This is a genomic window from Caulobacter sp. GW821-FHT12F03, assembly GCF_058806855.1.
Map to the genome: position 1 here is coordinate 218,844 of NZ_JBXAQC010000005.1, position 15,270 is coordinate 234,113.

The following is a 15,270-nucleotide window of genomic DNA, read 5'->3' on the forward strand; positions in this document are numbered from 1 at the left end:
AACCTGAAGCGCGGGGAGGAGCGCGCGCTAGAACACCTTCATCAGCCGGATACCGAACTGGCGCGGCGGACCGGCGAAGCGGAGGCCGGAATTGATGGCCGCCACATAGTGCTGGTCGCTGAGGTTGGTGGCGTAGAGGGTGGTGATCAGGTCGCCGTGGGTCCAGGCGAACTGGGCGTTGAAGATGTTGCGATCCTCGATCTTGTCGCCGCGGGCGACGTTCTGGAACAGGGTCGCCCACTGTTCGGACACGTGGCCGTAGTTGAGGCGCGGCGTCAGGGTGTCGCCGTTGGCCAGGGTGAAGCGATACTGGGCCCCGATGTTGAAGGTGAACTCCGGCGCATAGGTCTGGTCCCGTCCATCGAGATTGATGCAGCTCACGCTGGACGGTCCGGTGACCGGGTTGCAGGCCGTAAACGTCGCGCCGCGCGGGTCGGTGGCGTAGAACTGGCCGAGCTCGCTGTGCATCAGGCCCATGCCCGCGTCGACGGACAGCGGCCCGAACACGGCCTCGAGCTGGGCTTCAACCCCGTAGATCTTGGTCGGATTGGGCGTGTTCAGTTCGAAGCCGAAGATCGGCAGGGTCGGGTAGCCGATGATCACCTGGAAGTCGTCGTAGGTGTTGTAGTAGGCGTTGATCTGCGTGCGCAGCCGGCCGCCCAGCCAGCCGGCCTTCCAGCCGGCCTCGTAGTTGGTGACCTTCTCCGGCTCGAACGGCGCGGGCAGGCCAAAGCCCACCGGCACGTTCAGGCCGCCCGGTTTGTAGCCGGTGGCGACGAAGGCGTAGAGGTAGTTGTGGTCGTTGACGGTCCAGCCCAGCGACACCTTGCCGGACACGTTGTTCGACTTGACCGACTGCTCCTGCAGGATCGGAACGGGGCCATACTGCAGCACCGTGATGTGGTTGGTCGAGCGCGAGTCCGAGTAGCGGGCGCCGATCTGGATCTCGAAACCCTTCGGCAACTCAAAGCCCAGCTGCCCGAACACGGCGCTGTTCTGCTTGGGGTTGGTCCCCCACAGATTGTACTCCGTGGCCACGCTGCCTTCCGGCAGGCCGATGATGAATTCCCCCTTGGGGAAGGTGTATTTGTCCGCCTGGAAGTAGGCGCCCAGCACCCATGAGACCGGTCCGCCGCTCGGCGAAATCAGGTTGATCTCCTGGGAATAGATCCGCTCGTCGACCGAGTCCCTGAACGTCATGTTGCCGGAACTGCGGCCGTCGAGGTCGGCGGCGTAGGCGGTGTTGCCGTCCTGGTAGCCGCTGACGGACCGGAGCGTGACGCCGTTGGCGAACACGTAGTCGACCTTGAGGACCGACCGCACGAACTTGTCGACCGCCATCTGGTTGGCGTTGGCCGTGATGTCGAACAGGTCGTTGGGCGAGAGCACGGGATCGGACGGGTAGCCGCCGAAATCCAGGTGGTTGTAGTCGGTCTTGAAGCTGACGGTCAGGGCGTCGCTCGGCGTCCAGAGCAGGCTCAACCGCACACTGCCCATTTGCAGGCCGTCGTTGCCCGTGGCGGGGCCGGTGACGTCGTAGAAGCTGTCCCGCTGCTCGCCGTTGAAGGCGATCCGCGCCGCGAAGGTGTCGCTGATCGGCAGGTTGACGGCGCCCTGGACGGCGACGTCGTTGTAGTTGCCGACCTGGCCGGCGATGTAACCGCTGTAGTTGCCGCCGACGATCGGGTTGTTCGAGGTGACGAACACCGCGCCGCCCGTGGCGTTCTCGCCGACGAACGTGCCCTGCGGGCCCCGCAGGATCTCGACGCTGGCGATGTCATAGTAGGGCTCGGCCGTGAAATAGCCGGGGAAGGTCGCCACGCCGTCGCGATAGGTGATGACGCCCGTCAGGGTCTGCGAATTGTGCTCGGCCTTGCCGATGCCGCGGATGTTGAAGTCGATGCCCTGGCCGAAGTTGTTCACCACCGCCCCGGGGCTGATGAACTGCAGCTGGTCGACGTTGGTGACGCCCTTCTTCTCCAGGTCGCCGCCGCTCAGGACCGTGCCGGAAATCGGCGTCGTCATGAGGTTCTCGCTGCGGCGTTCGGCCGTGATGACCAGTTCGCCGACCGTGCTCGTCTCCTGGCTCGCCTCGGCCTTTGCCGGCGGCGGCGGAGCCGTCTGGGCCGCGGCGGCCCCGCACCAGCCCAGCGTCAATACGGACGCGCCCAGCAGCAATGCTTGAAGTCTCATGTCTGTCCCTCCCTGGCGCCGAGATCGGCGCGCGCTCTTCGGCGCATGGTCAAAAGCTGACACGGGGTTCCGGGATCGTCAACGCTGATTATCACAAGAGTGAATATGTTGCCCATGTTGAGCCGCCCCGGGCTCGGCGGTGTCGATTACGGGCAGGCGGATATCGCCGGTTGCGGCATTCCAAATCCGCACTACAGGGGAAGGCAGCGCGAGACGGGTCCACGGCGACCCCTGATCCCGGCGGGGATGCTGCTCCCGGTCGACGGCTTCTGGTCGCTGACAGCGGACAAGGCCTGCAACCGGCTGCCCCCGCCGGATGGGGCGCTTAGCCTTCGCGCCTGCCTTCCCCGGCTCCGGCGCTCAGGAAGCTCCAGGCGAGGCCGGGCCGGCTAGGGCTCGAACAGCCGGCTCGCGACGCGCTCGAACAGGGTCGTCGGCGGCAGGCCGAACGCGTCGGCGATCCGGTAGAGTTCCAGTGCATCCACGCGCCTGAGGCCGCTCTCGATCTTGGAGACATGAGAGTTGGCCTTGCCGAGGCGTCGCGCCAGCGATCGCTGCGACAGGCCGGCCTCCTCGCGCGCCTCGCGCAGGACGCCGGCGACGACCTTGAGCTGTTCGCTCAGCGCGCGGGGTTGGGGTCTGATCATCGGCGTCTCGGGTGTCAGGCGCGCGGCGTCACCGGCGCCGATCCGTCGACCAGGGCTTCGGCCAGGCGGGCCAGGTTGGCCTCGTGGCGTTCGCGCGTGATGCGGAAGAAACTCATGGCCGCGATGGCGGTCAGGTAGGTCAGCGCCAGGGCCGGAATATAGACGAGGCCGAGGTTGCGGATGACTTGGTCGCTGACCTCGCCGGGCTGGGCGTGGTCGGGGAAGCCGATGGCCAGCAGCACCATGCTGGACGCGAAGATGCCGACGCCGGACACCGCCTTGGCCACGAAGATGCTGGCCGCGAAGAACAGGCCTTCGGACCGGCGGCCGGTGCGCAGTTCTGTCTCCTCGACCACGTCGGCGATCATCGAGGAATGCAGCACCGCCGCGATGCTGGCGAACGTCACGGACGTCATGGCCTGGACAAACAGGATCGGCAGCACGGCCGGGTGGCCGTTGGGGGGGAACAGTCCCGTCAGCCGCAGGACGATGGGCGCGATGCCGATCGTGAAGGACAGCGTCTTGGCCAGGATGGCGGCGTTGCGCTTGCCGAGCCAGCGGGACATCGGCGTGGCCAGCATCACGGCGGCGGCCGACGAGATGAACTGCGCGAAGACGAAGACCGAGATCTGGGTCGCCGTCAGGGCCCAGAAGAAGGTGTTGAAGTACAGGTTCAGCGCGACCGACAGGCCATAGCCCATGGCGTTGAAGATGCCCGCCAGCAGCAGCGGCAGGAAGGTCAGGTCGGTGATCGAGCCGACCATCTCCTTCAGCGTCTGCCAGGGCGTGACCTTGCGGACCGGAGGGGTGCGCAGGAACGGAATCTGGCGGTGCGTGCCAAGGGCCGACGCGAGGATCACCACGAACATGACGACCGCCGAGACTAGGCCGTACATCGAGTAGCCCGCCGGATTGAGCTGGGCCACGGGATGGGCGGCGTCGGCCTTCAGGAACACCCGGAAGGTCAGCAGCGTCATGATCAGGGCGCCGTACCAGATGAACAGGGCGCGGAACGACAGCAGGCTTGTCCGGCCGTGGTAGTCGGTCGTCAGCTCGGGGGCGAGGGCCGCGCTGGGGATCTCGAACAGCGCCAGGAAGGTCCGGATCAGCACCGCCACCACGATCAGGTAGCCGAACAGCGCCGCGTGCGACCAGCCCGTCGGCGGGTTCCAGATGAGCAGGTAGCTCAGCGCGATCGGCACGGCCGAGGCGTACATGAACGGGTGGCGCCGGCCCCAGCGGGAACGGAAGTTGTCGGACATCTGGCCGATGATCGGATCGAACATCGCGTCGATCACCAGGGCGATCATCACGGCCAGGCCCACCGTCGCCGCCGGCAGCCCGACGACCTGATTGTAGAAGATCAGCAGCAGGTACGAGAATCCGTTGTCCTTCAGCCCCAGGGCGACGCCGCCGAGGCCGTAGAAGAACCGGGTCGATCGGCTCAACGGCGGCGGGGACGCGGCGGACGGGGTGTCTGACATGGGTATTCCTGGGGCCACGGGCGTCCGGCTGGCGGACGCCCGGCATCGCGGGACGGGGGGAGGGGTCAGGGAGCCTTGCGGCCGTAGGTGATCAGCCCCGCCGGGTTGAGGTGCGTGTTCGGCGGATACTTCGCCAGCGCCTCCTCGTTGGGCTCGGTGCCCCAGCCCGGGCGATCGGAGATGACGATGTGGCCGTCCTGGATGTCCGGCGCATGGGTGAACAGCTCGTCGTCCCAGGCCAGGCGGTCGATGTCGGTTTCCATGATCCGCAGGTTGGGCGTCGCCGCCGCGAACTGGGCGTTCATCATCGTCGCCAGGTGGCCGTAGAAGTTGTGCGGCGCGACGTTGACGTCGTGGGCGTCGGCCATGGCGGCGATCTTCATCGACTGCCAGGCGCCGTTCCACAGCAGGTCGATGATGGCCACGTCCATGGCCTGTTCGGCGAAGAACGGGTTGAAAGCGGCCGGTCCGACCAGCGTCTCGCAGGAGGCGATGGGATGCCTGCTCTGCTGGCGGATATAGGCGAGCGCCTTGGGATTGAGCGTGTCGAGCTCGATCCACAGCAGGTCCATGTCGGCCAGCGACCGGACCAGGCTGAGGTAGCCTTCCGTGCGGGTGTTGAAGTTCAGGTCGATCAGGATGTCGACGTCCGGTCCGGCCCCGTCGCGCAGCGCCTCGAGGTGCTCGCGGAACCCGTGCAGCAGGCGGCGGTCGACGTTCAGCCCCGGCTCGAACGGCACGCCGAACCCGGTCGCCCAGCCGCGCGGCTTGCGGTCGACGTAGGTGTAGACGTTGGTTTTGAGCGCCTTGAACCCGCGTTCGCGCACCTCGCGGCCGAGCGACACGACGTCGTCGATCGTCTCGATCTCGGGCTGGTAGTACGGCTTGCGGCTGATGCGCCAGGTCGTGCAGTGCGACCAGTAGAGCGGCACGCGATCGCGGATCTTGCCGCCCAGCAGCTGGGCGCAGGAGACGCCGAGCGTCTTGCCCTTGGCGTCGAGCAGGGCGTTCTCGATCGCCCCCATCGCTTGGCCGATCAGGCCGCCGAGCGCGGGGCGCATGGCGCTCTGCAGCAGGGCGAAGATGCGCTCGTGATCCATCACGCCCTGGCCGATCAGGCGCGGCTTCACCTGCTGGATGATCGCGGCGATGCCGGGATTGCCGAAGCCTTCGTCGTACTCGGACCAGCCGACGATGCCTTCGTCGGTGCTGATCTTGACGAAGGTGTAGTTCCGCCAGCCCGCGTCACAGGCCAGGGTTTCGATGTCGGTGATCTTGGGATTGGCGGACATGTCGTTTCCTTGAGAGGTCAGGCGCAGTCGGCGAGGACGAGGTCCGCGCCCTTTTCGCCGATCATGGTGGCGGCGGCGGCGGTGTTGCCGGAGACGATCAGGGGCATGATCGAGGCGTCGATGACGCGCAGGCCCTGGAGGCCGTGAACCCTGAGTCTGGGGTCCACGACGGAGGTCTTCGGATCGACGCCCATCATGCAGGTGCTGGTCGGGTGGTAGGTCGTGCGGCCGGTCTGGCGCGCCCAGTGTTCCAGCTGCGCGTCGGTCGGCGGGTCGCCCAGTCTGTAGACCGGCGCCTCGATGACCTCGGCCAGCGGGCCGGTGCGGGCGATGGTGTCGGCGATCCGCAGGCTGTCGACCATCACCCGCACGTCACCCGGCGTACTCAGATAGTTGCGGTGGATGATCGGCGGCGCCTCGGGGTCGGCCGACCGGATCCTGATCTGCCCGCGGCTCTCGGGCCGGCAGGGACTGGCGTTGATGGTCATGCCGCTGAACGGGTGCGGGTGCAGCGATTTGGGCGGCGTCCCGTCCGGCGCGGCCCCGAAGCTCAGCGGATAGAAGTAGAGCTGGGTGTCCGGCCGGGCTTCCTCCGGGCGGGTCTTCACGAACGCCCCGCCCTGGTTGATGCCGAGGCCCAGCGGGCCGGTCTTCGTCAGCACCCACTGCATGCCGGCCAGAAGCTGGCCCAGGCGCGTGTTGTAGCGGTCGTTCAGGGTCGGAACCCGGGTCTTGTAGGAAAAGCCGGTGAAGACGTGATCCTGCAGGTTCTCGCCGACGGCGGGGCTGTCGTGCACGACGTCGATGCCATGCAGCTGCAGCAGGGCGCCCGGACCGACGCCGGAGTGCTGCAGCAGCATCGGCGAGTTCACCGACCCGGCCGCGACCAGCACCTCGCGGCGGCAGCGGGCCGTCACCACCTTGCCCTTGCGACGATACTCGACGCCGACGGCGCGCCTGCCCTCGAACAGGATCCGGTTGGCGTGCGCGTGGGTCACGACGGTCAGGTTTCGCCGGCCCCTCGCCGGATCGAGAAAGGCGCGCGCGGTGTTGGTCCGGCGGCCGTCGCGAATGCTGAACTGGTAGAGGCCGACGCCTTCCTGCTCCGGACCGTTGAAGTCGGGATTGTCCCGGTAGCCGAGCGCCCGGGCGCTCTGCAGGGCCAGGTCGACGACCGGGGACTGCCGCCCCTTGATGCTGGAGATCTTCCACGGGCCGCCGACGGCGTGTTCCCGGGATTCACCCAGGTCATTGTCCTCGGACCGCCGGAAGTAGGGCAGGACGTCCTCGTATCCCCAGCCGGTGTTGCCCAGGGCCGCCCAGTCGTCGAAGTCCTGCTTCTGACCGCGGATGTAGACCATGCCGTTGATCGAGCTGGAGCCGCCGAGCACCCGGCCGCGCGGCCAGAAATCCGTGCGCCCGCCCAGCTGCTGGTCAGGCTCGGCGACGTAGCACCAGTTGACCTTGCGATCGTAGAAGACGTGGCCGAGCCCGGCCGGCATGTCGATCATCAGCCGCCGGTGCGACCCGCCCGCTTCCAGCAGCAGCACGCGATGCTTCCCGCCGGCCGTGAGCCGGTCGGCCAGGACGCAGCCGGCGGATCCGGCGCCGACAATGATGAAATCGAAGTCTTCAGACATGGGCTCGGGTCTTCATGCGTTTGGTGCGGCGGGCCTCGGCCCGGGTCCGGAGGGTTGAAGGGGAGGGCTCAGACGGGGCGCTCGCCGACCAGGGTGGTGCGATGCAGGACCCGTCGGTGACCGTCGTAACCGCCGGTCGCGTGGTGCAGGACGCAGCGGTTGTCCCAGAGCGTCAGGGTGTCCGGGGCCCAGCGGTGACGCAGGACGAACCGGTCTTCGGTCATGTGGGCGAAGAGGTCTTCCAGCAGAGGGCGACTCTCGTCCGGCGCCATGCCCTCGATGCCGACCGTGTAGCCCGGGCTGATGAACAGCGACTTCCGGCCGGTGACGGGGTGGGTGCGGACCAGCGGATGGCTGGTCCGACGGTCGGCCTCGGGGCTGGACCAGATGGTCATGCCCACCCGCCCGGTCTCCTTGGCGAAATAGCCCTCGGGCCCGTAGGGGCCGGTCGCCGAGTGCCACCCGCGCAGACCGTCCAGCGCGCGCCGGCGACGGCTGTCGAGGGCCTCCCAGGCGCGGGATCCGTCGGCGAAGAGCGTGTCGCCGCCCACCGGCGGGATGATCTTGGCGTGCAACAGGGTCGCCGCGGGTGGCGTTTCCAGGAAGCTCCAATCCGAATGCCAGCCGCCGCCGAACACCGCCACGGTCTCCTGAGGCTCGCGCCTAACCTCGAGAATGTGCGGGTGCCCGGGAAGCGGAGCGGCGTAGGGCTCGTCGCCGAACGCGCCCAGTTGCAGCGAGAGCGCCTCGAGCTGGGGATGGGTCAGCGGCTGGTCGCGGAACCAGACCACCGAATGGCGCGCGAACGCGGCCTGCACCGCGGCGACCTGCGCCGCCGACAGCCCGCCGGAGAGGTCCACGCCGCCGATCTCGGCGCCGAAGCCCTCTGGTCCGGGCTTCACCCAGACCCCTGACGCGCCGACTGTGGCCAGCCCCGAAGCCATGTTTCCTGCACCCCTGACGCGGTTCCGGGCGAACGCCTCAGCCGCGATGTCATGTCAGATGATTGGCCCGGCCGGGGGCTGGCAAGCCGATTCCGGGCCCCGTTCCGGTCGGGGCTGATCGCGTTCGAAAGCGGCTGATCGAATTCTGAAAAGGTCAGCTAAAACAGTCGAATGGCATTGATTTCGATCGACGTTGGCAACTTGCGTCCGGGGCCCGTTACGGGGAATGTTTGGGCCAGCGGTTCGGGCGGGATAGAGTTGCTTCTGGCTGGTCGGGACGCCGCCATGCGGCGCGCAAGGCCGTGAGGATTCCGTGACCCCGGGGAGACGATCTTGAGCACCGCCCTGCGGCCGCCTTCACCGATCGAGCGTCCGGGCGAAGCGTGGTCATGATGACAGACCGGGTTCTCCTCGAAGGCATTATCCGTGGCGTCGCCGCGGGGCTCTACCTCGCCACGGCGATCGTGATCGGGCGGTCCCTGCGGTCGCCGAGCCGGCTGTCCGGATCGCTCAGCTATGTGTCCAAGGCCGCCCACGTGCTGGCCCAGTTTCCCCCGGCGATGGCGCCGCTCGGGGCGATGTACCTGCTGCTCGACCTGCCGTCGGTCGTCGGCGCCAGCCTGGCCTGGATCTTCGTCACCGAGTTCTTCGAGGAGTCGAAGCGCTTTGACCGGCGCAAGCTGATCCCGTTCGGCGTGGTGCTGGTCAACGCGCTGGTCGCCAAGATGGCGCCGCCGGAGATCGCCCGGGGCCTCTGGCTGCTGCACAACTTCATCACCGTGGGCCTGATGTCCCATGTGCTGATCATCGTCGTGCGCAGCTGGAGCAGCGATCTGGTCGAGCGCCGCCGGCTGGTGGTGACCCCGCTCTATGTCTTCACCAGCCTGTATTCGATCGGCGTCGCCTTCGTGCAGACCATGGAGCTGTTCACCTTCGCGGCCCGGCAGCCCTCGATGGTCGCGGCCCTCATGCTGCTGGCCAGCAGCGCGCTCGGCGCCTTCGTCTTCGGCCAGGCCGGACCCGAGCTGTTCCGTCAGAACAAGGCTCCCGAGCCCAGCGTGCATGCGCGCGAGCCGGCCGTCCGGCTGTCGCCGGCCGAGAAGGCGCTGGCCGCCGAGCTGGACCGCCTGATGAAGGTGGAGCGTCTCTACCGCACGCCGGATCTGCGAATTTCCACGCTGGCGCGGCATCTTCGGGTGCCCGAGCACCGGCTGCGCCAGTTGCTGAATCAGGGGCTGGGGTTCCGCAACTTCAACGCCTTCATCGGCCAGTGGCGGATCGACGAGGCCCGCGAGGCGCTGGCGGACCCCGAACAGCTGCTCGTGCCGATCTCGACGATCGCCATCGACAGCGGCTTCCAGTCGCTGGCCCCGTTCAACAGGGCCTTCAAGCGCGAGACAGGCCTGACGCCGACCGAGTTCCGGACCCGGGCGCTGGGCGCGGGCGGCGCGGACGAGGCGCCGGCGGAGGCCTGACCTCCGGCCGGAGGGCGTCAGTCCTCGGCGATCGCGATGTGGATCGCCAGGCCCGGATCGTCGATGTAGTCGTCGCCGGCCTCGACCACGACCTCATGGATCACCCCGGTGAAGGTGTACGGCCGGACGTAGCGGTCGCTGACCGGACTGGCCTCGTTATAGCCGCAGCAGACGCCGCCGGCGGTCGGGCTCCCGGGCCACATATTTTCCATCGGGCCGCTGGCGATGACCTGGCCGTCGCACAGCAGGCTCGCGACGCCGGTTCTGGGCGCGGTCTTGCGGAACTCGAACGCCAGCTGATGGCGGCCGACGGGCAGGGCTGTCTCCGATTCCAGAACCCAGCGCCTGTCGGGCCCGACATACTCGTGAACCAGACGGCCGTTCTGGATGAACAGCACATAGCCGCCGGCCTGGCCGCCGACGGACAGGATGACGCCCTGGCTGTCCGCCGCCAGGTCGACGTCGGCCACGATGCGATAGGACCGGTTCGACACTGACGGCGCGGCGTAGCCGGAAACCCGGTTCATGCCCTGCTCGAACCGCCACCGGGTCCGCGCCGCGCCCCAGTAGGTCAGCAGGACCCGTTCACGGTTGCGGTCGTCGAGCGGCAGGACCTTGTTGCGCCCGGCCTCTTCCCACCAGAGCGCCACCAGTTCGCGGACCTTGTCCGGATAGACGGCGGCCAGGTCGTTCGACTCCGAGAAGTCGGTGTCCAGATGATAGAGCTCCCAGTGGTCGGCGTCGTAGTCGTCGCCCTGGAAGTGGCGGGTGACCGCCTTCCAGCCGTCGGCCCAGATGCCCCTGTTGCCCATCAGTTCGAAATACTGGACGCGCTTGCGAACCGGCGCCTGGGGCGCGTCGAAGGTGTAGGCCAGACTCACGCCCTGGATCGGCATCTGCTCGACGCCGTTGACGACTTCCGGCGCGGTCACGCCGCAGGCCTCGAGAATGGTCGGGGCGATGTCGGCGCAGTGGCAGAACTGGTGGCTGATCTCACCGCCGACGGGGATGCGCGCGGGCCAGTGCACGATCAGCGGATCGCGCACGCCGCCGCCGTGGGTCTGCATCTTGAACCATTTGAGCGGTGTGTTGCCGGCATGGCCCCAGCCCGCCGGGTAGGCGTTCCAGTGCCGGTCGCCGCCCAGCTCATCGATCGCCGCGAGCTTTTCCTCGAAGGTTTCTTCGTGAAACTGGATGTAGCGGCGCAGATTGATGTCGCCGAACGGGCCGCCCTCGGCGCTGGCGCCGTTATCGGACAACAGCATGATCAGCGTGTTGTCGAGCATCCCGCGGGCCTTCAGCCAGGCGGTCAGCCGGCCGATCTGGGCGTCGGTGTGATCGAGGAAGCCGGCGTAGACCTCCTGGTGGCGGGCGCACAGGCGGCGCTCGTCGTCGGTCATCGAGGCCCAGGGCCGGACGTCGGCGTTGATCTCGGTGAGCACGGTGTCGGGCGGAATGATCCCCAGTTCGATCTGCCGGGCGTGCCAGCGCTGGCGCATGACGTCCCAGCCCTCGTCGAACCGCCCGCGATACTTGTCGATGTAGTCGCGCGGCGCCTGGTGCGGCGAATGGCAGGCGCCGAAGGCCAGATAGGCGAAGAACGGGCGGTCCGGCACGCCGGCCTGCTGGTCGCGGATCATGCCGATGGTCTGGTCGACCAGGTCCTCGCTCAGGTGATAGCCGGGACGGTTCGGGGTCGGGATGAAGTGGTTGTCGCTGACCAGTTCGGGGTGCCACTGGTCGACCAGCGAATAGAGAAAGCCGTAGTAGCGGTCGAAGCCGCGCCCGAGGGGCCATTGCCCGAACGGTCCGGCCGCGGTCATTTCGCGGGCGCGGGTCAGGTGCCACTTGCCCGTGGCGAAGGTGCTGTAGCCGGACGGCCGGAGCATCTCCGGGATGGTCGCCGCGTGCGACGACACCTGTCCGAGGTAGCCGGGAAAGCCGGTGCACATGTCGGCGATCATGCCCATGCCGACGGCATGGTGGTTGCGGCCGGTCAGCAGCGAGGCTCGCGTGGGCGAGCACATGGCGGTGGTGTGAAAGCCGGTATAGCGCCGTCCGCCCGCCGCCAGAGCGTCGATATGCGGCGTCTCGATCGTCGAGCCGTAGCAGCCCAGATGGGCGAAGCCGACGTCATCCAGCACGATGACCACTACATTGGGCGAGCCTTTCGGCGGCAGCGTCACCGGTTCGAACCAGGCCTTGGAGTCCTGGTATGTGCGCCCGATCGTGCCGGGCCAGGTGTCTTCAGACAGGGTCATGCGTTCGGATCCGGGCGCCCCCCGTCCCCGGGGGCGCGCTGAGGGCAGGGACGACCTGCGTCACGCGCCAGGGGACGCGCCGATCCGTCCTGAGGGCAATCCACCCCCTGGGCAAGCGGCTGGCCTGAGCGGAAAGTCGGCGGCTAGTCGATTCCGAAAACGACCTGATCGAAGAATTAAAAAATGTTCTTAATCAAAGGGATGTGACGTTTTCGGCCAACGGCGCCCCGCCTTGATCATCGCAGGTCCTCCGTCAAAGCATGACGAGGCGGCCGAGCAGCAGAGACTGCGTTGCGGCCCGGGGGAGGAATACCGATGAGAGTGTCATATCTGAGCGGAACCACGGCCATCGCCGCGGTCATGGCCGCGGGCGTCTGGGCCGGACCGGCCATGGCCAGGGCCGAGGGGCCGCCGGCGGCCCCGACCGAGGTGCAGGAAATCGTGGTGACCGGATCACGGCTGCTCACGACCGAGCAGGCCGAGGCGCTGCCGCTGCGGATCGTGACGGCCGAAGACCTGCGCAAGGAGGGATCGCCGCCTCTTCTGGACGTCATCCGCGCGATGCCGGAAACGGCCGGGTCGATCGGCAATTCAAACTCCTCGCAAGCCGGCAAGGGCCAGGGGTTCGAGGCCGCCGAGAGCGTCAACCTGCGCGGCCTGGGTCCGGACCGGAACCTCGTGCTGTTGAACGGGCGCCGGATGCCTCTGGTGTCGGGCTTCTTCGTCAACACCCGCAACATGCCGATGGCGGCGGTGGGCCGTATCGAAATCCTCAAGGACGCCGCCTCGACGACCTATGGATCGGACGCCATGACCGGCGTCGTCAACTTCATCACCCGGCGTGATTTCGAGGGGCTGGAGGTCGGCGGGGACTACACCTGGATCGCCGACACCGACGGCGACTACAGCCTCGATGCGACCTGGGGCAAGGTCGGGGACAACTGGAACCTGCTGGTGTCCGGCGGCTACCAGTCCCGCGCGCAGCTGAAGGTCATCGACCGGCCCTGGTCGACGCCGCCCTACACGGTCAACCCGGACGCCGGCTGGAACTTCTCGTCCAATCCGGCCCAGTTCCGTCCGGTGGGCGACACCGGCCCCGGCGGGACCCTGGCGCCGCTCGCCGCCATCACGGTCGACAGCGGCTGTTCGACGCTCGGCGGCATCCAGCCGTTCGCCGGGTTCTGCGTGAACAACGTGCAGAAGTGGCAGGATCTGGTCGCCCCGGCGACGACCTGGCAGCTCTATGCCGAGTTCAACTACGACCTGACCGACGCCACGACCCTTCATCTCGAGGCGACCTACGCCCGCTCAGAGGCCCTCGTTCACTATCCGCCGTCGTTCAACCAGCCCAAGCCGATCACCGAGACCGTGCTGCCGGCCAACATCAATCCCGCCAGCTGGATCGCCGGGACCACGCCGCGCCTGTTCAGCAACTGGTTCGTGCCGATGACCAACCCGGGCCTGGCCGCCTATGCGGCGGCCAATCCGGCGCAGTTTCCGGTCGGGACCACGGGCATCTTCATCCCGATCGGCCAGTGGCGGCCCTATCTCGTCGGCGGCAACCCGTTCTTCGGCGACAATCCCGCCAATCCGGCCAACCAGACCCGCGACCAGTCCCAGTACCGTCTGTCGGCGGGCCTGACGGGCGCGTTCGGCGAGGCCGGACACTGGAACGCCGACATCACCTATGGCCGCAACGAGCACACCCTGCGCGGCTATGACTCGTCCGGCGTGATGATCGAACTGGCCCTGCGCGGCCTCGGCGGGCCCAACTGCGCCTGGCAGACCGCGGCGCCGGGCAGCCCCGGCTGCCTGTGGCTGAACCCGATGTCGAACGCGATCGCCAGCGCCCCGGTCAACGGCGTCGCCAGCAACCCCGGCTACAACGCGGCGGTGGCCAACACGCGGGAGCTGGCCAACTGGCTGATGCTTCCGCAGACGCGGTTCCTCACCAGCGAGACCACGGAGGCCAACTTCGGGGTCGACGGCGCGCTTGGGGCGTTTTCGCTCGGCGGCGGCGACATCAAATGGGCTGCGGGCGTGCAGTGGCGCCGGATGACCTTCAACGAGCACGATTCCGAATACGCCGACCGCACCCGCGTCCCGTGCCTGAACTCCCCGCTGGACATCCCCGGCGCGGATGTCTGCACGCCGACGCCCTACACGCCGCTGGGCCTGGCGGCGGCGTTCGCGCCCACGGATATCTCGACGGACATCTTCGCCGCGTTCGCCGAGGTCGTCCTGCCCCTCTCGACGCGCAGCGACATCACCCTGGGCGCCCGCTACGAGGACTACGGATCGGACGGCGGGGCCACCTTCGACCCGCAGATCCGCGCCAAGTTCCAGCTGACCGACTGGCTGGCCATCCGGGGGTCGGCCAGCACCACCTTCCGGGCGCCGCCGCAGACGGCGCTGTCCCCCAACCCGACGGCGTCGATCCCGACCATTCTCGGCCGCGCCACGGCGCTCGACCTGATCGGCAATCCGGATCTCAAGCCCGAGACCGCCTTCACCTACAGCTACGGGTTCATCGTGCAGACGCGGCGCCTCGACGCCGGCATCGACTACTACAACTACGATGTCTCCGACATCCTCACGACCGAGCCGCAGAACGCCATCGTCAACGCGGTCTTCCCGAACGGCGCCGGCGGAGCGAACAACTGCGCCACCGTCGATCCGGACTTCCTGGCCGACCACTTCGTGTTCAACGGCGCCTGCAGCGCCGCCAATCTGTCCAAGGTGCTGCTGCTGCGGATCAACGGCCCGAAGGCGACCTTCAGCGGCGTGGATTTCCGCGCCAGCTATCGCATTGAGGACGTCTTCGGCGGCGACCTGACGATCGGCGGCGTGGGCAACCGGACGGTGAACTACACCTTCGCGCCGTTCAAGGTCGCCGGCCTGCAGATCGCCGGCTTCGACGCCGTCGGCAAGCTCAACGCCGGCACCCTGGCCCACACGCTGCCGGAGTGGAAATGGCAGGGCTACCTCAACTACGAGCGGGGGCCGGTGAACCTGAGGTGGTCGGTGCGCTACAATTCCGAGTACATCGACCAGCGCCAGACGATGACGGCGATCGGCCGGACCATCGACGCCTCGATGCTGCATGACTTCGCGGCCGTGGTCGAACTGCCGCGCAACATCACCGCCTCGTTCGCGGTGACCAACGTGTTCGACGAGGAACCGCCGTTGGCCCGACTGGCCGAAGGCTACGACGCGATGACCTCCGATCCCCGCGGTCGGACCATCCGCACGGGGCTCCGGCTGACCTTCTAGGTCAAGGCGCCAGGGACGGGACCACGCGGACCCTCCGCCGCGTCGTCCCGTCCGGATCCCG

General features: G+C 67.9%; 9 protein-coding genes. 2 read left to right on the plus strand and 7 right to left on the minus strand.

Features of this window, described 5'->3' with window-relative positions; all coding sequences use genetic code 11:
• Window positions 1–27: 27 nt before the first annotated feature.
• From AC1RN0_RS13790 to AC1RN0_RS13815, 6 genes are all read right to left on the minus strand, one after another.
• A complete protein-coding gene (locus AC1RN0_RS13790) occupies window positions 28–2,193 on the minus strand; it encodes a TonB-dependent receptor (RefSeq protein WP_492788025.1) in 2,166 nt (721 codons plus the stop codon).
• 389 nt (window positions 2,194–2,582) lie between these two features.
• The gene (locus AC1RN0_RS13795) at window positions 2,583–2,840 is read right to left on the minus strand and encodes a helix-turn-helix domain-containing protein (protein WP_492788026.1); all 258 of its coding nucleotides are present in this window, start codon (window positions 2,838–2,840) and stop codon (window positions 2,583–2,585) included.
• 14 nt (window positions 2,841–2,854) lie between these two features.
• Window positions 2,855–4,324 carry an MFS transporter gene (locus AC1RN0_RS13800; RefSeq protein WP_492788027.1) on the minus strand — a complete coding sequence of 490 codons (1,470 nt, stop codon included), beginning with the start codon at window positions 4,322–4,324 and terminating at the stop codon, window positions 2,855–2,857.
• A gap of 65 nt (window positions 4,325–4,389) precedes the next feature.
• Window positions 4,390–5,616 carry a mandelate racemase/muconate lactonizing enzyme family protein gene (locus tag AC1RN0_RS13805; protein WP_492788028.1) on the minus strand — a complete coding sequence of 409 codons (1,227 nt, stop codon included), beginning with the start codon at window positions 5,614–5,616 and terminating at the stop codon, window positions 4,390–4,392.
• A gap of 17 nt (window positions 5,617–5,633) precedes the next feature.
• A complete protein-coding gene (locus AC1RN0_RS13810) occupies window positions 5,634–7,256 on the minus strand; it encodes a GMC family oxidoreductase (protein ID WP_492788029.1) in 1,623 nt (540 codons plus the stop codon).
• A gap of 68 nt (window positions 7,257–7,324) precedes the next feature.
• Complete coding sequence (locus tag AC1RN0_RS13815; RefSeq protein WP_492788030.1) at window positions 7,325–8,158, minus strand: TauD/TfdA dioxygenase family protein; 834 nt, start codon at window positions 8,156–8,158, stop codon at window positions 7,325–7,327.
• A gap of 431 nt (window positions 8,159–8,589) precedes the next feature.
• Here AC1RN0_RS13815 and AC1RN0_RS13820 point away from each other — a divergent pair, with 431 nt between their 5' ends.
• Window positions 8,590–9,675 carry an AraC family transcriptional regulator gene (locus AC1RN0_RS13820; protein ID WP_492788031.1) on the plus strand — a complete coding sequence of 362 codons (1,086 nt, stop codon included), beginning with the start codon at window positions 8,590–8,592 and terminating at the stop codon, window positions 9,673–9,675.
• Between the two features lie 17 nt (window positions 9,676–9,692).
• On the opposite strand, the gene AC1RN0_RS13825 is transcribed toward AC1RN0_RS13820, so the two are convergent.
• Entirely contained in the window at window positions 9,693–11,936 is a 2,244-nt protein-coding gene (locus AC1RN0_RS13825; protein ID WP_492788032.1) for an arylsulfatase, read from the minus strand.
• A gap of 315 nt (window positions 11,937–12,251) precedes the next feature.
• Between AC1RN0_RS13825 and AC1RN0_RS13830 the strand changes: the two genes are divergently transcribed.
• Entirely contained in the window at window positions 12,252–15,209 is a 2,958-nt protein-coding gene (locus AC1RN0_RS13830; RefSeq protein ID WP_492788033.1) for a TonB-dependent receptor domain-containing protein, read from the plus strand.
• The last annotated feature ends 61 nt before the right edge of the window (window positions 15,210–15,270 follow it).